The following is a 21,146-nucleotide window of genomic DNA, read 5'->3' as shown; positions in this document are numbered from 1 at the left end:
CCGATGTCGATGATTTTTGATTTGCGCTATGCCTGTCGCCTCTTGCTAAAGCGCCCCGGTTTTTCCGTGTTCACCATGCTGATTATGGCGATTGGCCTGGGCATGTGCATTTACATGTATTCGGTCATCAACGGACTGGTGCTGAAACCCCTGCCTTTCGAGGATGCCGAACGCATGGTGGCGGTCAGCCCGAGTATTAATGGCGTGCGGTTAGGCGACTCGCCTATCAGCTACATGGACTTCATGGATTTAAAGGAGAAAAGCCAGCGTCTGGAGCAGTTGGGCTACTACTATGGCGATGTCGCCAACATCAGCCTGGATGGACAGACATCACGGTACATCGCCATCCGCTCAGAACCCGATCTCTTTAGCTACACGGGCGTACAACCCGAGCTGGGGCGAATTTATAATGAGCAAGATACCGGAGAAGGCGCCAATCCCGTCGCTGTGATCAGTCATGAGATATGGCAAAACTATTTTGGCGGACGTGAGGACATCCTGAATCAATCCTTCAGCGTGAACGGCATCGGCACCCGGATCATCGGCGTCATGCCCAAAGGGTTCGCCTTTCCGATGAATAACCAGATTTGGCAACCTTCCACGCTAAACCTGCGCCACATCACCGTGGAGAATGCGCCATCGATTCAGGTCTTCGGCAAAATCAAGCGCGGTTTTTCAATGGAAGACGTCGACGCGGAACTGAAAAACATCATGGACGCGCGAGCGCAACAGTTCCCGGAGATCAACCGAGGCCGGTCGGCCTTCGCCATTACCTTCATGGACAGCTTCATGGGAGAAGACTCCAAACCCATCTTCCTGATCATGCTGTTAGCGGTGGGGCTCGTCCTGCTTCTGGCCTGCTGTAACGTCGGCAATATGCTGTTGGTTCGCGCCATCGAACGCAGCAAAGAAACCGCAATTCGTATCGCGCATGGCGCGCCTCCCCTGCGCGTCGTCCTGCAGATGATGTGGGAAAGCGCGATCATTTGCTGCATGGGCGGACTGATTGGGCTATTGCTGGCCGGCTGGGGGCTGTCTCTCACCAATAAACTGATTGTCAGAATCGTGCCGGACCAGCCGCCCTTCTGGTGGCACCTGGGTATCGATATCGGCACGGTGGCAAAAACGCTCGTCCTGGTGGCGCTGGCCAGCCTGATTACCGGCGCGCTGCCGGCCTGGAAAATGGTCAACAGCAACGTTAACGACGTGCTGCGCGATGGAACTCGCGGCGCGCAAAGCCGCAGCAGCAGCCGGATCAGCCGCGCTCTGGTGATTTTCGAAGTCGCTCTCTCCTGTGCGGTGCTGTGTATCGGCGCGCTGCTGTCGCTGGTTGTCGCGCAGGCGTCCAAAATCGACTACGGCGTTCAGATACAGAACATCTGGTCAGCCAAGGTCAGCCTGACGGAAAGAACCTACCCTACCGCGCTGGACGGCTATAATTTCGACAATCGCGTCGTCGCTGAGCTGAAATCTCAGCCGTCGGTGGAGCAGGCCGGTTTGATCAGCCGCTTGCCCGGCGAATTCACGCCGACGAGCAATATCGAAATCGAAGGGGCCAGCTATCTGCGCTCCAACCGCAATCAGTATCCGCTCGTCAATGATGTGATTGCCTATCCCGGCACGCTGGAAGCCTTAGGCGTCAAAGCGGAGACCGGCCGTTTGCTCAATCTGAATGATGACATCCGCTCGCAAAAGGTCGTTGTCGTCACCCGCTCGTTTATCGATCGCTACCTGCCCGACGAGCCGATGCCTATCGGCAAAAAGATTCGATGGATCGAGGGCGGCGATCGGGACTGGTATACCCTGGTTGGCGTTATTCCTCATATCATTCAGGGGCGACCTTTCGGCCACAGCAAAGAGATGCCCACGGCCTACCGCTCCATGCTGCAAGCGCCGCAGGATCAGATGTCGATTATCGTCAAAGGGGTGAATCACGAAGATCTCAGCCATATCATTCAGTCCAGCGTCAGCCGCATAGATAACCAGCTTCCAGCCTATCAGGAGAAAACTTTGCAGGAAGTGGTGGGAAGAAATACTGTAGGCTTAAGTTACATCTCTATATTATTCAATGTATTTGGAATTATGGCCGTCTTGCTTGCCGGCAGCGGTATTTATGGGGTGATGGCGAAGACGATTCATCAACGCTATGCCGAATTGGGTACGCGGCGCGCGTTAGGCGCCACCCCCGCCAATATCATCAGGTTGATCTTGATGCAGGGATGGTGGCAACTGGCCATCGGGCTGGCGATCAGCCTGCCGGTGATTGCAGTCGTCACGCCGATGATATTACGCATCTTCGGCAGTCAGGGTATTGCATTGACGGCGCTGTTTGTCGCCACGGCATTGCCGATTGCCGTCGTCGTCACCGTGGCCACGCTGATTCCGGCAAGACGCGCTATCCAGATACAGCCAATCGATGCGCTAAGACATCAATAACCAAGCAGGAAAGAGTGAGGGCCTCATGAAGTCGAGTTACAAGGTAATGGTGGCGGATGATGACATCAGCATCATCAAGACATTGAAACTAATGCTCAAGCTGCATCAGTTCGATGTCATCACCGCCACCCAGACGGATGAGGCGCTCATGCAAGTCCGGGAAGGCAAGCCCGATATCGCGTTACTTGACCTAAATTATCAGCGTGATACCACCTCAGGTAACGAGGGACTGGAGCTTATCGCGGACATCAAACGGATTGAGCCCGATTTGCCGATTATCGTCATGACCGGCTGGGGGTCTATCGATATCGCCGTGGAAGCGATGAAGAAAGGGGCCGCCGACTTCATCCAAAAGCCCTGGGACAACGAGCGCCTGGTGCAGGCGCTGAATGTGCAGTTGCAACTGGTGGAAGTCCTGAAAAAGCAGCGCTCGTTGCAGCAGCAAAACGTCCTGCTCCAGCAGCAGCTTCACCCCTGTTTGCAGGATGAACTGGTGGCGCAATCCCCATCGATGAAGCAGGTGATGGCGATTTTGCAGCAGGTGATCCCGAGTCACGCCAGCATCTTGCTCACCGGTGAAAACGGAACGGGCAAAAGCATGCTGGCCAACTACATTCATCAACACTCTACCCGCAGCGACGCCAGCTTTGTCTCGGTCAATATGGGCTGCATTCCTGACAGCCTGTTCGAAAGCGAGATGTTCGGCCACGTCAAAGGCGCGTTTACCGACGCCAAAACGCAGCGCATCGGGCGCTTCGAACTGGCGGACGGCGGCACCCTGTTCCTCGATGAAGTCGGCAATGTGCCGATCAATCAGCAGGCGAAACTGCTGCGCATGCTGGAAGAGCACCAGTTTGAAAAAGTCGGGGCGAGTAAAACCCAGTCGGCGGATGTCCGCATTATCTCTGCCACCAATGCCGACCTGGCGACGATGATCGAGGCCGGCGAGTTCCGCAAAGACCTCTACTATCGCCTGAACACGTTCGAGGTGCGCATTCCCGCACTGCGCGAACGGAAAGAGGATATCCCCGAGCTGGTCAAACGGAAGCTGAAAAGCCTCACAGAACGCTACCGCAAACCCACCTTCACGATTACCGAAGAGGCGATGCAGACGCTGCAAGGCTATCCCTGGCCGGGGAACATTCGAGAGCTTAATCACACGCTGGAGCGCACGGTGCTGCTCAGCAGCAGTCACGTGCTGGACCCGCATCTCCTCCGGCTCGCCCTGCCTGGCGACCTGGAAGGTGAGCCGCAAAAAAGGGTGGAAAGCGCGCAGCCTGACACGCAGAGCGCTCAGCCAATCGGATTAATGACGCTGGAAGACATCGAGCAGGAAACCTTGCAAAAACGCCTGGCGGTATACAACGGCAACGCTTCTGAAGCGGCCGAATCTCTGGGGCTAAGCCGCAGCGCCTTTTATCGTCGTCTTAAAAGGACCGGCTGAATTCTATGTGCCGGCACTCACTGGAGTCATTACAGCAACGGCTGCTGATCATCGCCTCACTGCCCTCGTCGCTGGCGATTGTCGTGCTAATGATGTGGAATGATTACTCCGGTTATCTGATCGCCTTGGTGGCGCTGATTTGTCTGACGCTGATCGGCTATTGTTCGCTGATGACCCGGCAGGTGCTGAATTTTCAGCTGACAACGCTGACCAATCTGATCGAAGCCATCACGCATAACGATTTCAGCCTGCGGGGAAAACGTCAGAAGGCCGACAGCGAGCTCAATGGCCTGATTGATATGATCAACGAGCTCGCCTCCTCGATGCAAAAACAGCGTCTGCACATCAAACAGCAGCAGTATCTGGTGCGCAAGGTGCTCAACAATATTGACGTCGCCATCGTGGCGCTGAACAGCGAGCAGGAAATCGCGTTCGTGAACGAAACCGCCGTTTCCTTGCTCGGCCAGTCGGCCAACGAGCTCAAAGGCCTCGCACTGAGTGGCCTGTCATTCCGCTCGCTCTTCGAACTACCGGCCAACAGCGTCGTAGAGTACCAGTTTCCAAAACGGCGCGGACGCTACAAAATCGTCCTGGAAAAATATTTCGAAAATGGCAAGAAGCAGCAGCTACTGTTCATCACCGATGTGAGCCAGTTGCTTCGTGAGGAAGAGTACCGCGCATGGCGAAACCTGCTGCGCGTCATGAGCCATGAAATCAACAATACGCTGACGCCCATCGCCTCGTTGAGCCAGATGTTATTGTCGGCCGTACCTGACGATGGCAAGGAGGAGAATCAGGATTTACGCGATGGGCTGGATATCATTCATGAACGGGCCTTAAATCTGAGAAGTTTTGTGGACAGCTATCGGAAACTCACCTCGCTTCCCCTCCCTCAGAAAGCGCCGCACAATATCGACTCGCTCATCAGAAAAATTCTCACCTTATTTGAACACCGAAAAACGCACATCCTTTCCAGTGAGAGTGTCGTGGTCAATATCGATGCCGTTCAAATAGAACAGATGCTGATCAACATTTTAAAGAATGCCGATGAAGCCATGACCTCACCCGAAGGTGCCATTTATCTGAGCTGGAAAGTCAAAGACAACGAGTTCTGCCTGAAAATCCTCGATGAAGGCTGCGGTATCGGCAACACGGAAAATATCTTCGTCCCGTTTTACAGCGTGAAGAAGAATGGGAGCGGCATCGGCTTAATGCTCTCTCGCCAGATTGTCGAGTCCCACGGCGGTTATTTCAGCCTGGCGAACCGGGAAGACCGGTCGGGCTGTAAGGTCACCATCAAATTCCCGACGGAGTAGATGTTAAGATCACCGGCGTGATGATGCCTCTCTGTACGCAACGGCTGTAGCACTGCGAAAACCTGCGGCATGGAGAAAAACGCTCAGCGCTTTTTTCTGATGCGCTCACGGCGCCTGAACGAAGTCGATCACGCGTTGGATCAGCCCCCGATCCCGGACAATCCCGCGATGTCCGCTGCCCTGGGTTATGTAGAGTTCACCCGCCGCTGTCGCGCTCAGCAGATGGAAAGCCTGCGTCAGCTCGATATTCTGGTCGTCCCGATCGTGACAAACCAGCGTGGGAACGGCGATCGGCGGCCAGCGGGTATAGGAAATCGAGTCCGGATGATGGCCGTAGCGTTTGAGATAAACCCGTTTAATCCGCTCGGTAAGCGCCACCGGCACGCGATGAAAAGCGATGTAAGCCTCAAGCACGCAGGGCAGAGACTCCGGACTACTGAGGATGACGAGCCGCCGGCACTGAAATCCCCGCGTGGCGGCATGCAGCAACGCCGTTCCCCCAAACGAATGGCCTAGCGCCGCGCAGAAGACGCCGTATCGATCGCCCAGCCGCCGTATGGCCTCCACCAGATCGCCGAAAGAACATCGCTCCCCCCCGGATTCTCCATGAGCGGGCAAATCCGGGGCCATCACTTCGCATCCTGCCTGAGTGAGCGACTCAATGAGCGGGCGCAACATGACGGCCCGCGCCTCCCAACCGTGTATCAGCAATACCCGCCGGGCCGGAGAAGACGCCCCGGAACAATACACTACGACGCGCTGTCCGGCGCAAATCACTTCATCCTGTCGCAGCGAACTCAGCCAACGCGCATCGGTTTTCTTGCAGGGCATCCGGTGTGGATGCTCGAACAGGTCCAAGGCGTAGGAGGCCGCTTTGCCGGGCGCCAGCCAGCGCAGCAGGTACAGGTCCAGCCTGCGCAATCGGCGACAGGTCGGCGCGTAGTGGCTTTCAGGAATGATCGGATTCTTGAGCAATAGCGCGGGCCGCCGCTGTCGACGGACCAGAAAAAGATGATAACGACGGTGCAATCTCGCCGTGATTTTCAATACCGGCAGAAAAAAATCATAGAGCATGTCGCTGACCCAGCCTGCGGCACAATATCCCGTACTCATACGTGAAAACCGCTAAATACAAGACATTAAAAATCAGAATACTCTTCATCAGCCTCACCAGCGCCTCCGGCTGCGTGGCCAGATAGAGCACAATAGCCACCATCAGGCTTTCCATGACGAACGTGATCAGAAGCACCCGTTTTCCCCTGCCCAACTGCTCCAGCATTGTCTGGATACTGGCAATCAGCGAGGTGATGAAAAACGTGGGCAGCAGCCAGAACATGATCGCATTGGCGCTCACCCGCACCGCGCCGTCGACGGACATCATATCGACCAGCTCGGTCTGGGCGAGATACACCGCCAACGTTAGACCGGCATACACCAGCGCGATGCCCCCCAGACCCTGGCGCAGAAGCCGGCTAAGCTGCTGCGACGACGAGGTGGATAGCCGCTGATTGATTCCAATTGCGATGGCCGACCCCAGCGCCACGGCTGGAATAATGAAAAAGGCGCGCAGCTTCACCACGATGAGAAACCCGCTGGCATAAGCCGCGCCCAGCTGACTGAGCAGCGGAAAAAGCACGGCGGAGCTGGCAAATGCGAACAGCATGGTCAGGAAAATAGGCACCCCGGCGTCGGCCGTGATAGCAAGCAGTCTGGGCAAAAACACGCGCGGCTGGGGGTCCGCTTTCCCCGCGACCGAGGTGAATAAACACAGCGCCGAGAGCGGTAAAACGGCAAGCGCGGCGATCAGATTGGCATAGATGACCGCCATAAAACCGTTCTGATAATAATGCAGGCTGATAAAGCAACTGGTCAAATTGAGGACGATAAACAGGCAGACGAACCCCATACTGGCGGCGGTTTTCCCCTGCCCCCTTAAACCGGCGTTACACAGTTCCAGCATCAACAGCGGTATCACCGACAGCAGATAAGCAGGAAGAAAATGGGAAAACAGCGCCGGTTCATCGTTCGGGTAAATCACCTGCAATCCGGCGTCGCCCCACCGACTCCCAAGCGCGAGCACGACGAGCAGCAGGCCGCCGCCGACCGAGAAAATCGCACTGCTGTGCCATACCCGGCAGGGGGCCCAGTTCGTTGCCGAACGTGCGCTGAAAATCTGATTGGTAATGGTCAGCCCTTCCAACAACGCGATGAAGATAAAATAAAAAGGCTGGAGCATGGACAAAATATAAAGCGCCCGTTGCCCCCCACTCTGCGTACCCAATAGCCATATCGGCCCATTTTGCGACAAAGAGACCACGGCAGCCGTCAGGATCATGGGCCAGGCCAAAGTGAGGATCTGGCGGAGCTCCCCACCGGGCGCATAAGCCGCAGCGCCGATCAGCGACGGCTTTGCCATGCTTCATTCGCCTGGTTGAGCGCCGCTGGCGCCGAGCCGGTTTTGCCGAGCACACAGTACACCATCATGGAAAAGTGGCTGAGGGTATGGGTATTGCCGAGCAGGTAACCGTGTCCCCCCATCAATTTTTCGGCCTGCCCGCTGAGGTGGGTTATCGCGAGATGCTCCTGCTCCAGATCCTCATAATCCTCTTGCTCCAACCGCACGCTCAACTGGCCCTGAAGCTGGGCGATCTCCCCGTAGATATTGGCGAAACTGGCCTTGATCAATTGATGCCGCGTCGTTTTCTGACCAAAGCTGCTGCGTGAGTTCAAATGGGCGTAGGAGATATCCAGCATGCGGGCTATCACGCCTAGCCGCAGCGCGGCGGCAATCAGAGAAAGCCAGTGAGGCGCAGGAAGTGATTCCATCACGGCGACCTTACGGAGATTCATAAACGATAAAACGCGATCCGTAGGCAGTGCCGTACATCCGTCGAGCGCAATGGCCGATCCATCGGGATGGTAGAGGCGCGCAGACGCGTCCCCAGGCAGCAGCCCAATCCCGTGACAGGCCAGGCCGCCAGGCGTTCCCGTGACCAGTCCGGTGAACTGGGATAACGCCTCGGCAGGTTCAAGGCGACGGCCACAGAACATGGCCTGGGTGAGGTGTTGCTCGCTTAACGCCCTCATGCCGATTCTGCGCCTTGCCAGGCGTCAAGCCACGCGATCAGCGAACCGACGCTGGAAAAAGAGTGTTGACTGATGTGATCGGGGTCGAACATCAGCCCCTCGATGCTGTCCTCAAGCGTCAAAAGAAATTGAACAAAGTTCACGGAGTCCAGATCCAGATCTTCTTCGAAACGCGTCTTTTCCGTCACGTTCAGCGACGACGTTTCGAGGACGTCCTGAAGAGCTTGCTTAATAATGTCTAGAGTTTCCATTTAAACGACCTTAATGAGATTTTACGAGACTAATAGCGGACAAGGTGATTCCCATTCCGGCGGAAAATGCCAACACCGTTTGGTGGGAAGGTTCATTTTTTTTAAGAGAAAGATGATGAAAAATATCTGAACACCACAGGTGCCCCATGCAAGAGATTTGAGAAATATCGATAACCGACGTCCATCCTCGTGCCTGCGCCACTCTTTTTAACAAGGGAATATTCAAATTATAAGGAATAACAAGATCAGGTTCCTGATTGGCACCAGAAAAATTCGCTAAAAACCGATTTAATTCCTCAAAAAACTGAGTACGTAATTCGCCCCGCTCCTGCTGCGTCATCTCATCCTGGTTTTTGTAGTAGCGATGAACATGTTCTACTCGTGTATCTTTAATTTCCCAAATGCCCTCTATGGGACTTAATAAACAGGCGGTGGACAATTCACCCAGCAAACCCACAGGCATACGATTAAATGAAGCACTGAAGCTTTTTTCCCCGCTCAAAATAATAACAGGAAATTGATAACCATTATCGTTAATATGCCAAGCCAGATTAACGGCGCTCAGGCCTGACGCACAATGATTCATGCTAAGCGTAAAATATCGCCAGTGGGAAACCCCGCATTCATTTGCAATTTCACCCAGCCAGTCATCATCGAAAAAGGTATTATGCGTTTGAGTTTTTGTATAAATAATCATTCCGGAATCATGACGAACTTCCGGATATCTATTCAATAATTCGGTCATCGTTTCCAGATGCATTTGCTTATGATGAAGCCTATTCATCGCCACGCTCTCAAGCGAGAAAATACGATTTAGGACTTTGATATTATTATCGTTAACTTGATGCGTTACCCTGAGATCATCCAGATTGCAGCACTGCTGATAACGCATATCGCTACATTGAATATCCTTTATGAAGAGCGTCATCTATCACCATCCCTGTTTAATTTCATCCGATAAACAGCGCTTCACAAAAAGTCTCCTTCGCTTGAAACCTATTAGATTTGTGATGGCGAAAATATCATCTTTTATAGTAGGCATTTGACTGAGATTGCCTGTAAATTAAGTTGCGCCACTTTCATTTAATGACAATTTCAGTCAAATTCAATTAAAAATGACAGCGTAGTCTTCGGCCTAATAGCAATATTAAGAAACAAAGGGTGATTTCATTCATCAGGGAGAGGCAATGGCTGACATTATTAATGATTTAATAACAATAATCACCAGCGAGCTTGAGAGTCTTGGTCTGGATGAGCACCGAATCAACCTGGTCCTATCCGGCCGCGAATTATATGGTTTTTCCGGCATACTCGACTCAGTAAAATTGGTCGAGCTGATTGCCGGACTGAATGATCGCATTGAGAAAATTACCGGAAAGAATATTGATCTTTTTGAGCGAATGGATAATGAGTTTTTCGGCAACTTTTCAAATATTAATGCGTTGAGCCATTACCTGGCAGAGAGCATTCAGCATGCGCCACTGTAAATACGACAGCACATACATAACAAAAAATAATATCGAAGGGGTCGAGTATAATAAACTCGCCGATACCGTTGGTACGCCCTGTTATATTTATAGCGCCAATCAAATCAAGGACGATCTGCGACAACTTAAAGCCGTTTTGCCGCCCGAACTTCATTTTTTCTATTCGCTCAAAGCGAACCCGAATCTGTCATTGGTCAGCCTGATCCACCAACAGCAGGTAGGCTGTGAAGTGTGTTCGCTGCCTGAACTTGAAACCGCGTTGACGGCCGGCGTCCAACCCGACGACATCATCTTCGTAGGGCCGGCAAAATCTTATGCGGAACTCCGGAGAAGCGTCGAACTGGGGATCCACGCGGTGGTGGTGGAGTCCCGGCATGAACTGGAGATGCTTAATCAGATTGCCGCTGAACAGGGTAAACGGCAGCGTTTTGCACTGCGCATTAACCCAGACTTTGCGCCCGCTAAAGCCCGTCTCGTCATGAGCGGCAAGCCGCGACAGTTCGGCCTAGATGAATCACAGGCGCTGAGCCTGATGGCGCAGCGACACGCCTACCCACACTTGCGGCTGTGCGGCATTCATATCTATCTGGGTACGCGGATTCTGGATGCGCAAGCCATTGCCCACAACACCCTCAATATCCTGCGCACCGCCGAAAAATGTCAGCAAGAAACCGGCGTTGAACTGGAGTTTGTCGATATCGGCGGCGGGCTGGGGATCGCCTACTACGAGAAGGAGACGCCGCTGGATCTTGCCTTACTGGGCCGGTTGTTGCAGGAGCCTATCAGCCGGTTTCAGCAACACTATCCACGCGTAAAGTTGGTGATGGAGCTGGGGCGATTCATCGTGGCTCGCAGCGGCGTTTTTCTGACCCGTGTCCGCTACGTCAAATCGTCGCGGGATAAGCGATTTGCCATTTGTGACGGCGGCTCCAACTGTCACGGCGCTGCCGCCGGTTTGGGCGCGGTGATCCGAAAAAACTTCCCCACGGAGCGACTTGGCGCGGAACAACCGGGCGTAGCGCTGCAGCGTTACGATCTGACCGGCCCGTTGTGCACGCCCACCGACATCATCGGCGAAAATGTGCTGTTACCCACGCTTGAGGCGGGAGATCTCATCGGCCTGTTCAACTCGGGCGCATACGGCCCCACCGCCTCTCCCGTCTATTTTCTGAGTTTTGGCTACCCCGCCGAAGTATTGGTCGATGGCGATCGCGCCGTCATGATCCGTCGGCCTGACGATATGGCCCATCTGCTGCGTCAGCAACAGGCCGAACCCGTCTTGCTATCCCCGTCACTTGAGAAACAGCGAGCGTAGTCATGCCTTTGTATTTCGATGTCGCAGGCATTCAGTGTTTTCAGGAAGATCGCGTTCATCTCTGGCGCGATGCCGTCGCCGACGCGCCGGAGATCGTGACCGACTGGCTGGAAGGCTTCTATACCTCCAATGGGAAAGCACACGGCGCCATGACGGAAGTCCAGACCTGGCTGGCGTCTTTGGAGCGAGTCAGCTTTCAGCAAATTGCCTCGCACCTGATTGACACGTTGGCGTCAAACCACGATCTGCAGACGGTAGATATCGTCGTCGTCGCCCACTGGACCCCAGACTGCGTGATGGGCGGCTCGGTCACCAATTTTATTCTGCACCGCATCGGAGCCCTTCGCGCCTATGCCTTTGCCGTCAGCGACTGCGGGTTAACCGCGCCCTTTCAGGCGCTCGCGCTCATCGACCGCTACCTTCCACCCCACCGGGGGAAAGCCCTGCTGGTGAGCCTCGACCAACCGCTGCTACTCCACCCCACCGCCTGTTTCAGTCCGGGAGCGATCAGGGCCAGCGGCGCGGCGCTGTGGCTTGACCGGCAGCCTGGCGAAAGACGCATCGCGCTATCGCCTTATCCGTGGACGCCACACTGTGCGGATCGGGACGACACGCCGCCGGAGCCGGTCGTGGTGATTGGCACGCTGCCGCCCGGCTTTCCGCCAGAGGCGGTTATCTCGACGATCACGCCTGACCCCTCGCGCCTCAGCGCCGCTCCGTTTTATGCCTTGGCGGACTCTCTGCGGGCGAATCCCGAGGGGCCGACGATGCTGCTGTCAATTGCCCATGGGCAAACATCCCCCGTGATTTACAGCGCAAAGAGGGAAACGGCATGAACATTGTTGATATCGCCACCCTCATCAACCCGAAGCTCACGCCCCTGAATGCGCTCCAGGCGCGCTACCGGTGGGGTGAACGCAATCACAAGATTTTCTCCCGGTTTTTGAAGCTGGAGTCGGCCTGCCTGTTCCCCGACGCCTCGTTGCCCCAGTTGCTAAAAGGCTGTCTTGAAAAGCTGCTCTCCCGGCATCCCGACAAGCGCGGACGGATACGCTATCTGGCCTATGCGCACTCGCTGAACGGCACCTTTCCCTTCGGCGCTGACGGCTTGAGAAAAATGGCGGCGCCCCTCCTGCCCGCTCAGGCGGAGATTTTGTCCGCGACGCAAAACTCCTGCGCCTCTTCGTTTAACGCGCTTTCACTGCTGACGAGCTTATTGTCGGGCGAGGAGGAGAACGGCCCGCGTTATGCCGTCCTGCTGACGGGCGAGAAGTGTTTTCATCAAACGATTCAGTACGCCAATCAAAACGGGATCTTCGGCGAGGGCTGTACTGCGCTGCTGTTGGCGGAGGATGACACGCTGCCGGGCTGTACGGTGCAAGGCGTCGGACAGGCGATGATCGGCGGCATCGGCAGCCGCACCTACCACAGTAGTCCGTCGCTCGAAAACCGTTACGACCATGAATTTATGCCGACGATGATGCGAGCCATCCATCGGGCGCTGGCCGACGCCGGAATCAGCGCCGATCGGCTCGACGGCATCCTTCCCTATCACATGAGCCCGATCACGTTTGATCGCATTACCGACCAGTTGAATGTGCCGCGCGATCGGGTATTCCGTACCCATCTCTATCGGCTTGGCCACTGTTTTTGCGGCGACGGTTTTATCAACCTGCACGATTGCTGTTTCAGCCCGTCGGCCCCTCGTTCGGGCTACTTTCTGGCGGTGGCGGCAGGCGTCGCGGGCACCTTTGGCGCACGGGTCTTCCATCGAAAAGAGGAGCGGTCACCGCGATGAATGTTCAGTCTCTCAGTCAATATCTGGACGAATGCAGTCAGCAGGATCCCGACAAGGTCGCGCTCATCGACGATCGCGCCGCCATCAGCTTCGCCGCCCTACGCCAGCGGGTGGAAGTGCTCGCGGGCTGGATGCAGCATCTCGCGCTTGCTCGCGGCGACCGGGTGATCGTGCTGATGAGCAACAGCATCGATCTGGTCGCCTGCTTCTGGGCGACCCAGCGCTGCGGCGCCGTCTATGTCCCGCTCCATCCCGAAACCAAAGCAGAAAAACTGGCGTGGATCGCCGACGACTGCACGGCCAGTCTGATGATCGTGGATGCCGAGCGTGAGGAGGAAGCCCTGCGCGCGGCCTCTGCAATGAAAAGCCGTCCACAGCGGTGGGTGGCGAATGATGCCGCATTCGCTAAGATCGCCCGCGCCGCATACGCCTGCACGCTGGCGCTGCCGTTAAGCCTCGATCTGGCCAGCATCATTTACACCTCCGGCTCCACCGGGCATCCCAAAGGCGTCATGCTGACCCAGCGCAACATGATCGCCGCATCGCAGTCCGTCGCCCACTATTTGCAGTTGGATGCCCGTGACCGCATTTACTGCGCTCTGCCGCTCAGCTTCGACTATGGCCTGCATCAAATCACGATGGCGGCATTGACCGGCGCGACGGTCATCATCGAAAAAAACTTCAGTCGCCCGCTGTTCGCGCTCAACCGGCTCGTCCAGCAAGGCGCGAACGTCTTTCCCCTGGTGCCGACAATGGTCAGCCTGATTGCCCGATTGAGTCGGCGTTTCGACTTCTCCTCCGTCAAAACGGTGACCAGCACGTCGGCGGCGTTACATCCCAGCGATATCGCCACGCTGACGACGGTGTTTCCCCAGGCGCGCCTCTTTTCCATGTACGGCCTGACCGAGTGCCATCGCTGTACCTGGCTGGATCCGAGTGAACTCAGCGTCCGAACGCAGAGCGTGGGCAAGGCGATCCCCGGGACGGAACTGTGGGTCGTCGACGCCGACGGAGAAGCGCACCGCTGCAACGCGATCGGTGAGCTGGTGATACGCGGCGAAACCGTGATGCGGGGCTACTGGAACAACCCGCAAAAAACGGCCGAAAAGTTACGTCCGGGGCGATTCCCCGGCGAGAGCGTGTTGTATACGGGAGATCGCTGTCGCCTTGACGAGGACGGCTTTCTCTATTTCCTCAGCCGGATGGACGACGTGTTGAACGCCTGCGGCGAGAAGGTCGCCCCACGAGAAGTAGAAAGCATCATTTCCACCCATCCGCACGTCGTTCAGGTGGCCGTCGTCGGCATCCCGCATGCCGTTTACGGTGACGAAATCGTCGCGTGGATTGAAACCCAACAGGCGATGGAACCCCGACAGATGCACGACTGGTGTAAGGACAGAATGGAGCATCATCTGATCCCCCATCGCTTCCTTTTTTGCGGCGCATTGCCCAAAAACAGCAACCAAAAAATCGATCGCCTGCGGTTATGCGCGCTCAGCCAGACCTCATCCCCCACGGCCGGTCTTTCAGGAGAGAAACATGCCGAACTATGAATCTCAGGTCATCGCCGCTATCGCGCTGGTGATGGATATCGACGATACCTCAGAGCTGCACCGGGATACCCAGATAGAACGCGATTTGGGCTTCGACAGCGGGTTGTACATCGAACTAATCATGTATCTGGAAGACGCGATCGATACGCTGCATTTGGATCCCGCGACGCTGGACATCAAGCATTTCGAGTCCATCGGCTCCATCGCGGACTACATCGCCACCCGCATTCCTTCTCCGGCATCGGCCTGATGAAAGGACAGTCGGCGCTGCTGGCGATTTTCGCCCGATTCAACGGCTGTCACCGGCCCGCCGCACTGCTGGGCGAGCGCAGTATGACGTTTGACGCGCTCTACCGCGGCGCGGCGCGGCTGGCCGTCACCCTGTGCGCGCAGGGCGGCGCGCCCGTCCTCATCTATGGTCACAAGGACTTACGCTATCTGACGGCGATGTGGGCCTGCATTCTGGCGGGCAGAACGTTTGTCCCCGTAGAAGCCGACAACAGCGACGCACGGATCCAGCAGATCCAGCACGGCGCGCAGGCGTCTCTCCTGCTCAATACCACCGAACGAGCTAATCCGGCGGCGTGCCGGCAGCTCACGGTGCGGGAAGAAGGCGATATGTCAGCGGCGCCGGACCTCTGCCACGCCGTCAGAACCGTCGCCGAGGACGAAAACATGTACATCCTGTTTTCGTCCGGCACGACGGGACACCCCAAAGGCATTGGCGTGAGCTACGCCAATGTCGCCGACTTCACCGGCTGGCTACGTCGTGACTTTTCGCTGGACGGCGCGGTCAGCGGCAATATCCGCTACTGCTTTGACGTGTCGCTCTACGAGCTATGGCTCTCCTGGCTGTTCCTGAAACCGATGGTCGTCCTCGACCACCAGCATTTTTTCAACACCCGCCTGGCGATCCAACGCCACGCGGCGGCGGGCACGACCTGCTGGGTCTCGACCCCAAGCCTCACGCGCTGTTATCTCAACGACCGGCAGTTTAATGCCGACGCCCTTCCGGCGCTCAGGCACTTTATTTTCTGCGGCGAAGTGTTGACGAAAGCGCTGGTCACCGCGCTATGGCAACGCTTTCCCGGCGCGCGGATCACCAATACTTACGGCCCGACCGAATGCACCGTCGCCGTCACCGCCATCGACATCCATCCTCGTCATTTCGAGGAGGCATGGCCGTTGCCGCTCGGCGTCGCCCGTCCCGGCACTGATATAACCCTATCGCCGAACGAAGGCGCGGTTGGGGAGCTAATCATCAGCGGCCATGCGGTGGGCTCTGGTTATCTGAACGCACCGCCTGAACAGCAGGCCCGTTTTTTCATCAATGACCGGGGCGAAAGAGCCTACCGGACCGGGGACCGAGGCGTCATCAGGGACGGCGTTTTCTATTTTCAGGGCCGAGGCGATCGCGAGATCAAACTGCAGGGGTATCGCATCGATCTCAACGACATTGAACAGGTTCTTCTGAGTCTGCCCGGCGTGCGCGAGGCGTTTGTCGATACCTGGAGCCGGCAAGGCTATCTGCAAGGGATTTGCGCGTTTGTGCTTTGTGAAGGTGAAGGCGCGGACTTTGCGCAGTTGGGGAAAACGCTGGCGACGCGCATGCCGCCCTGGATGATCCCCCGACGCTGGTACGCCATCCGTGAACCGTGCCTGAATTTCAACAGCAAGCTGGATCGACACGCGGTCAGTGCCGCAACTCAGTCAAAAGGGAAATACTATGTTTACGTCCATGATGCAGATGATCGGCCGACAGCTTCTCAGCAACCGCCGGATTGCCATCGTTAATGCGCAGGGAAGCTGGCGTTACGCCGACGTGGCCTCGCGGGTCGGCGCGATCTGCGGCGAGTTGGCGCGTATGCAACCGAAACGGGTCCTCATCTACGGTCACAAAGAGCGCGACACGGCGGCGGCGCTGCTGGCCTGCGCCTGGTCCGGCATCCCGTTTACCGTCGTCGACAGCGTCAACCCGCCGCTGCGTGTGGCGCGTATCGCCGCGCTCTACGGCACGGAACTGATTCTGGATGGGCGGGAAGAGCCGGAAACCGCGCCGTTAGTCCATCAGCACTATCGCTGCCTGTGGCTGCCCGCCCTGCCGGACGGCGGCTTCACGGGCGGCTATGCCCCGCCCTCTTCCGTCAATGCGCTCTTTTATGTGCTCTCCACCTCCGGCAGCACCGGGCAACCCAAAGGCGTGCAGATCGGGTGCGATAATTTCGGCGCGTTTTTTGGCTGGTATCACCGCGTACTGCACGCGGCGGGCGCGGATGATGAGGGGCATTTCAATCATGCCCGGCTGTCGTTTGATATGGGGCTGCTGGATTTCTTCACCGCTTTTGCCATAGGCCGGCCGCTCATCATGCTGCCGCACGAGTACAACGCGCTGCCCCGTCTGAACCTCAATCTGATGGTCTCCGAGCCTGCCGTCAGACTGTCGAGCGGGTTCTCCACTCCGAGCTTTCTGGAAATCATGTGCCACGATCCGCGTTTTAACGCAGAGACGCTACCGCATCTTCAAACCCTGATGGTCGGAGGCGAATATGTCTCCCCGCAGCTGATCGATCGCCTGTTGGCCCGCTTTCCGTCGCTCAACATCCTACACGCCTACGGCCCGACGGAGACAACCTGTCTGACGCATCTGCATCCGCTAGACGGCGCAAGCGTGCAGCACGCGGGCCTGCTCCCGCTGGGTCGGCCTCGCGGCACGCTGCGGGTCGCCGTCGAAGATGCGCATCACAAGCCGCTGCCGCAAGGCGACATTGGGGAAGTCGTCGTCTACGGCAATCAAGTTGGGCTGGGCTATCTTCCGGCGTCTCCCCCGAACAATGCCGCTTTTGGCTCACGTCACGGCGTCGCGTTCTACCGCACCGGCGATCTCGGCTGGCTGGATGCACAGGGTAACTTGTTCATCAAAGGACGCCGCGACTCACAGGTCAAATGGCATGGCAACCGCGTTGATTTACAGGATATCGATGCCGCGGCGCGCAGTTTCGCTCACACGGTCATGGCGACAACGCTGCCCCTCTACCAGCAGCATAAATTGGCCGACGTGATTTTATTCGTACAGCTCAATCCACACGCCGCCGACGGCGAGCAGGCATTTCGGGTCCATTTATCCCAACAGCTGCCCAAATATATGATTCCCACGAGCATTCGCTTTATTGCTGAATTCCCCCTTAATCAAAACGGAAAAATAGATCGTCAGGCGTTATTGCCTCTCATCACCGCCACGCCCGAAGAAAGTCAGCATCCCCGCTCGTTGCAAGCCGGATAAAAAAAAATTTATTTACTCTCTATTCTGCACGTCTCAAGGGTGATGAGCGTGCCGCCTGAACAGACAGAGGAAATGTCATGGAAATCAGTTCGACACATCATGCGCTTCGGGTATTAGCGATGACGGCTTTCGATTCGGGCCGGTATATCGGGCGGCTGTTGGAGGCCGATGCCAACAATTACCTGCGTACCAATGACTATGCGTTAGCGCCGCAGCTCAATCGTTTAGGGCTGCCTGAAAAGTGGAACCCCACGCCATTGGTTTTGGAAAATGGCGACGTTTTATATGAATTAACGGTTTCTCAACGCTGTTATTTCTATGAAGCGCTGGGATATATCGATCCCAATCTTATTTTCGCCAGCCCCACGCCCGGTATGTCGGGATTTGTGATTGAGGCCATCGGCAGCGATGCGCAGCAGGAGATCTTTTTCACCCATTTCAAAACCAAATTAAGCCGCAGCTGCTTTGCCATGAGCGAACCGGCACGCGGATCGGACGCGGGCGATATTCAAACGCGGGCGACCCAGATCGACGGCGGATGGCGTATCAGCGGGGAAAAATATTTCATCGGCAACGGACACATCACCGATATCGGCATTGTCTTCGCCCGCACGGCGGAAGGTCCTCTGGGTCTAAATATGTTTCTGTTTGAACCGGCCAAGGTTGATGGGTTTCACGCCACCCGCCTGCCCGTCTTTGGGGTTCCCGGCAGTAATATTTCGCACCTGCGCTTTGAAGACATGTGGCTGCCGGAGGAGGCGCTGGTCGGCGCGCATCTGAACCCCGCCCAGCGCTTTTCTTCCGCCACGCTCGCGACGTTCGATAATCTGCGCCCCTGCGTCGGCGCGCTGGCGCTGGGCGGGGTCAGGGCGCTACTGGATCACGTCGTCGACGCGGGCTATTTACCGCGCGCTCAGGCCGCGCGCCTGCGGGCGATGCGCAGGCGATTATCCGCCGGACTTCATCGTCTTCTGACCATCGCGGAACGCATGGATCGCGGAGAGCGCATCAGCCGGCACATCGGCCTCGTCAAAGCAGAGACCACCCTGCTGGCGGAGCAGTTGGTGCATGATCTGGTTCACGCCTGCGATCCTGCGGTGGTTTGCGATCCTTTCTTTTGCAAAGCCTGGCGCGATATCAGCGGTTTCGAATACACGGAAGGGACACGCAATATCCACCTGCTGAACGCCAGCCACGTCTTCAAAAGCGAGCAGGTTTATGCGTGATATTTCCCGGTTCTGGATCGATCAGGCGGGCCTATTGCACCCCAGTATCTCCTGGCGGACGGCGAACGACTTTGACCTGGCCGGTCTGAGTTGCTGGCACGCATTGCACCCGAATGTCGAGGCACAGGCCATACGCATGGCGACGTGCCCTAATGCGTTCGACGACGTACATATCCCCCATCACCCGGCAGTGGTTGAGAGCATCCAGAATCTGAGAGCAGACGAAACGGAAGCGCTGCTGTATCTGCACACCGGTCTGGCCAAAGAGTGCAAATCCGCCATGCTGCCCAGCTTTATCTGGCTGACGGGCCACTATCGTGAAGTGCTCGGACTGGCGGTGGATCACCCGACACCGGGATGGTCTGAACTGCAACTGGCGGCCGCAATGGCGCAAGAGCACGGCGGCTGCTGGCTGGTGTTGGACGCTATGACCCGTTTCACGCCCCGCCCTGGGCAGGCGCTGTCCCACCTGCTGTATCTGCATTTCACCTCCAAAGCGGCGATCCGCGACGCCGGTGGCTGGCGCTGGGAGAGCGCCGCGCTCCCCAAAGAGGAGCACCGGAGCCTGACCGACTGGCTATCGTCGCCCTCGGAAGGCGACGTCCTGCTCGACGCCATGGGCGACCACCCGCCTATCGCGATGAAAATAAATAAAATAGTGGGTCAGACATGTTGATAAAGGACGAGAAATTAGCGGCGTTGCCGTCGGATTTCGAGCCTCCTCGTCCCCGCCCGCTGCGCAGGCAGGAAACCGGGGGGCGGCAGGCGACGGCATCCACGCGTCTGCCCATTGCCGACGGGCAGGGCTGCCGGCGTGAACGGGGCGCGAAGCATGAACCGGAGGTGCTGCTCCTGCATGACGAGGGAGGCGATGCCAGCGCGGCAGGTGACGCGTTTTTATCCCCTGCCGGACGGGAGACTCACGGATGCGCTTGACGCTCAACGACATGGACATTGTCTTCGCGCCGAAGATGCAGACGCTGGTCGAAGCGGCGCGCGCGCTGGGGCTGACGCGCATCGAGACCAGAATGTTTGAACGCTTCTATGGGCTGCGGCAGTTTCCTCACGACAAACATCAGGATTTGACCGGTCTCATAACGCCTGCGCTGCGCAACATCGTCCAGCGCCATGCGGCAATCGTGGATAAAATCAGGCTCTGCGTGCACTGCCATACCATACCTTCCGTCACGCCCTTCGGCGCGCCGATCCTATCGTCGCTCGTCAGCCAGATAGTGGGAGAACACGTCGAGTATGCGGGGTACACCATGAGCCATTGCGCCACCGGACTCGTGGCGCTGGAGCAGATCGCCACCTGGCTCGGTGACGAGGAATACGCGCTGGTGATCATCGCGGAGAAGGCATTCCACCCCAGAGTTCAGTTAATCGCCGACACCACCATCATGGGCGAAGCCGCCTGCGTGCTGCTGGTCTCGCGACGTCCCGGCCCGGTGCGACTGCTCAGTACGACGACGACGCGCGATGGCCGGTTCAGCCTCAACAGCGGCCACTTTACGGACACCAGCCCGGGCCTTTTCCCGCATATCTATACCGATTTTGTGTGCCGTCACATGTCAGAAAGTCTGAAACACGCCGGTCTGGGCTTTAATGATATTGCTTATATTGCGCCCCATAACGTCAACCTGTCTTCCTGGAAAGAGATTGAAAGAACGTTGTCTTTGCAAGTCGGAAAAATAGTGATGGAAAACATCCCTCTGTATGGCCACTGTTTCGGCGCAGATCCTTTTATCAATTTGCAGCACCTGATAAAAACAAGACAAATAAAGCCCGGCGACAAAGCCTTATTAATCAGTATTGGCTTAGGCGTTACGGCGGCCTCCGCCATTGTGGAATATGTTCCTGATGTTCATTGAGCGCCAACCGCAATCTGAATCAATTCAATGATTCGACAAAGATTAGACTGCCTTAGGAGATATATAGCGGCATCATGGATCG

At 56.7% G+C, this 21,146-nt stretch carries 20 protein-coding genes; 15 read left to right on the top strand and 5 right to left on the bottom strand.

Annotated features, from left to right (window positions below; genetic code table 11):
- Positions 1 to 3 precede the first annotated feature (3 nt).
- Genes I6N93_RS03745 through I6N93_RS03735 form a run of 3 tightly spaced genes read left to right on the top strand, consistent with a single transcriptional unit; the run spans position 4 to position 5,196 of the window.
- Positions 4 to 2,436: an ABC transporter permease gene (locus I6N93_RS03745; protein WP_085688626.1), complete on the top strand. Its 2,433-nt coding sequence runs from the start codon at positions 4 to 6 to the stop codon at positions 2,434 to 2,436.
- A 25-nt stretch (positions 2,437 to 2,461) separates the two neighbouring features.
- Positions 2,462 to 3,880: a sigma-54-dependent transcriptional regulator gene (locus I6N93_RS03740; protein WP_085688623.1), complete on the top strand. Its 1,419-nt coding sequence runs from the start codon at positions 2,462 to 2,464 to the stop codon at positions 3,878 to 3,880.
- 5 nt (positions 3,881 to 3,885) lie between these two features.
- Positions 3,886 to 5,196, top strand: a complete 1,311-nt coding sequence (locus I6N93_RS03735) for a sensor histidine kinase (protein ID WP_085688620.1) — start codon at positions 3,886 to 3,888, stop codon at positions 5,194 to 5,196.
- Between the two features lie 105 nt (positions 5,197 to 5,301).
- On the opposite strand, the gene I6N93_RS03730 is transcribed toward I6N93_RS03735, so the two are convergent.
- The 5 genes from I6N93_RS03730 to I6N93_RS03710 are packed head-to-tail and all read right to left on the bottom strand — an operon-like array spanning position 5,302 to position 9,462.
- Positions 5,302 to 6,309 (bottom strand): alpha/beta fold hydrolase, encoded by a 1,008-nt coding sequence (locus I6N93_RS03730; protein ID WP_085688617.1) that lies wholly within the window; start codon positions 6,307 to 6,309, stop codon positions 5,302 to 5,304.
- A complete protein-coding gene (locus I6N93_RS03725; RefSeq protein ID WP_085688613.1) occupies positions 6,260 to 7,612 on the bottom strand; it encodes an MATE family efflux transporter in 1,353 nt (450 codons plus the stop codon). The genes I6N93_RS03730 and I6N93_RS03725 overlap by 50 nt, the downstream gene beginning before the upstream one ends.
- Entirely contained in the window at positions 7,594 to 8,283 is a 690-nt protein-coding gene (locus tag I6N93_RS03720; protein ID WP_085688610.1) for an acyl-CoA dehydrogenase family protein, read from the bottom strand. The genes I6N93_RS03725 and I6N93_RS03720 overlap by 19 nt, the downstream gene beginning before the upstream one ends.
- Complete coding sequence (locus tag I6N93_RS03715) at positions 8,280 to 8,534, bottom strand: acyl carrier protein (protein ID WP_085688607.1); 255 nt, start codon at positions 8,532 to 8,534, stop codon at positions 8,280 to 8,282. Before I6N93_RS03715 ends, I6N93_RS03720 begins: the two co-directional genes overlap by 4 nt.
- 10 nt (positions 8,535 to 8,544) lie before the next feature.
- Positions 8,545 to 9,462, bottom strand: a complete 918-nt coding sequence (locus tag I6N93_RS03710; RefSeq protein WP_139829937.1) for a beta-ketoacyl-[acyl-carrier-protein] synthase family protein — start codon at positions 9,460 to 9,462, stop codon at positions 8,545 to 8,547.
- Between the two features lie 259 nt (positions 9,463 to 9,721).
- Here I6N93_RS03710 and I6N93_RS03705 point away from each other — a divergent pair, with 259 nt between their 5' ends.
- From I6N93_RS03705 to I6N93_RS03650, 12 genes are all read left to right on the top strand, one after another.
- Positions 9,722 to 10,021: a hypothetical protein gene (locus I6N93_RS03705; RefSeq protein WP_085688603.1), complete on the top strand. Its 300-nt coding sequence runs from the start codon at positions 9,722 to 9,724 to the stop codon at positions 10,019 to 10,021.
- The gene (lysA, locus tag I6N93_RS03700) at positions 10,008 to 11,336 is read left to right on the top strand and encodes a diaminopimelate decarboxylase (RefSeq protein WP_085688601.1); all 1,329 of its coding nucleotides are present in this window, start codon (positions 10,008 to 10,010) and stop codon (positions 11,334 to 11,336) included. The genes I6N93_RS03705 and lysA overlap by 14 nt, the downstream gene beginning before the upstream one ends.
- Before the next feature lie 2 nt (positions 11,337 to 11,338).
- Complete coding sequence (locus I6N93_RS03695; protein WP_197669187.1) at positions 11,339 to 12,172, top strand: hypothetical protein; 834 nt, start codon at positions 11,339 to 11,341, stop codon at positions 12,170 to 12,172.
- Complete coding sequence (locus I6N93_RS03690) at positions 12,169 to 13,134, top strand: beta-ketoacyl-[acyl-carrier-protein] synthase family protein (protein ID WP_094107896.1); 966 nt, start codon at positions 12,169 to 12,171, stop codon at positions 13,132 to 13,134. Before I6N93_RS03695 ends, I6N93_RS03690 begins: the two co-directional genes overlap by 4 nt.
- Positions 13,131 to 14,687, top strand: coding sequence for a class I adenylate-forming enzyme family protein (locus I6N93_RS03685; RefSeq protein ID WP_085688597.1), 1,557 nt, complete (start codon positions 13,131 to 13,133; stop codon positions 14,685 to 14,687). Before I6N93_RS03690 ends, I6N93_RS03685 begins: the two co-directional genes overlap by 4 nt.
- Positions 14,674 to 14,937, top strand: a complete 264-nt coding sequence (locus I6N93_RS03680; protein ID WP_085688595.1) for an acyl carrier protein — start codon at positions 14,674 to 14,676, stop codon at positions 14,935 to 14,937. The genes I6N93_RS03685 and I6N93_RS03680 overlap by 14 nt, the downstream gene beginning before the upstream one ends.
- Entirely contained in the window at positions 14,937 to 16,481 is a 1,545-nt protein-coding gene (locus tag I6N93_RS03675; RefSeq protein ID WP_085688593.1) for an AMP-binding protein, read from the top strand. The genes I6N93_RS03680 and I6N93_RS03675 overlap by 1 nt, the downstream gene beginning before the upstream one ends.
- Complete coding sequence (locus I6N93_RS03670) at positions 16,414 to 17,967, top strand: AMP-binding protein (RefSeq protein WP_085688592.1); 1,554 nt, start codon at positions 16,414 to 16,416, stop codon at positions 17,965 to 17,967. The genes I6N93_RS03675 and I6N93_RS03670 overlap by 68 nt, the downstream gene beginning before the upstream one ends.
- 77 nt (positions 17,968 to 18,044) lie before the next feature.
- On the top strand, positions 18,045 to 19,193 hold the full coding sequence (locus I6N93_RS03665) for an acyl-CoA dehydrogenase family protein (RefSeq protein WP_085688590.1): 1,149 nt from the start codon (positions 18,045 to 18,047) through the stop codon (positions 19,191 to 19,193).
- Positions 19,186 to 19,869 (top strand): hypothetical protein, encoded by a 684-nt coding sequence (locus I6N93_RS03660; RefSeq protein WP_085688588.1) that lies wholly within the window; start codon positions 19,186 to 19,188, stop codon positions 19,867 to 19,869. Before I6N93_RS03665 ends, I6N93_RS03660 begins: the two co-directional genes overlap by 8 nt.
- The gene (locus tag I6N93_RS03655) at positions 19,863 to 20,129 is read left to right on the top strand and encodes a hypothetical protein (protein ID WP_085688586.1); all 267 of its coding nucleotides are present in this window, start codon (positions 19,863 to 19,865) and stop codon (positions 20,127 to 20,129) included. Before I6N93_RS03660 ends, I6N93_RS03655 begins: the two co-directional genes overlap by 7 nt.
- On the top strand, positions 20,120 to 21,064 hold the full coding sequence (locus tag I6N93_RS03650; protein ID WP_085688585.1) for a 3-oxoacyl-[acyl-carrier-protein] synthase III C-terminal domain-containing protein: 945 nt from the start codon (positions 20,120 to 20,122) through the stop codon (positions 21,062 to 21,064). The genes I6N93_RS03655 and I6N93_RS03650 overlap by 10 nt, the downstream gene beginning before the upstream one ends.
- Positions 21,065 to 21,146: the final 82 nt, after the last annotated feature.

This window comes from Lonsdalea populi, from assembly GCF_015999465.1.
In the GTDB taxonomy this organism is placed as follows: domain Bacteria; phylum Pseudomonadota; class Gammaproteobacteria; order Enterobacterales; family Enterobacteriaceae; genus Lonsdalea; species Lonsdalea populi.
This window is presented reverse-complemented; position numbering and strand designations above follow the sequence as displayed.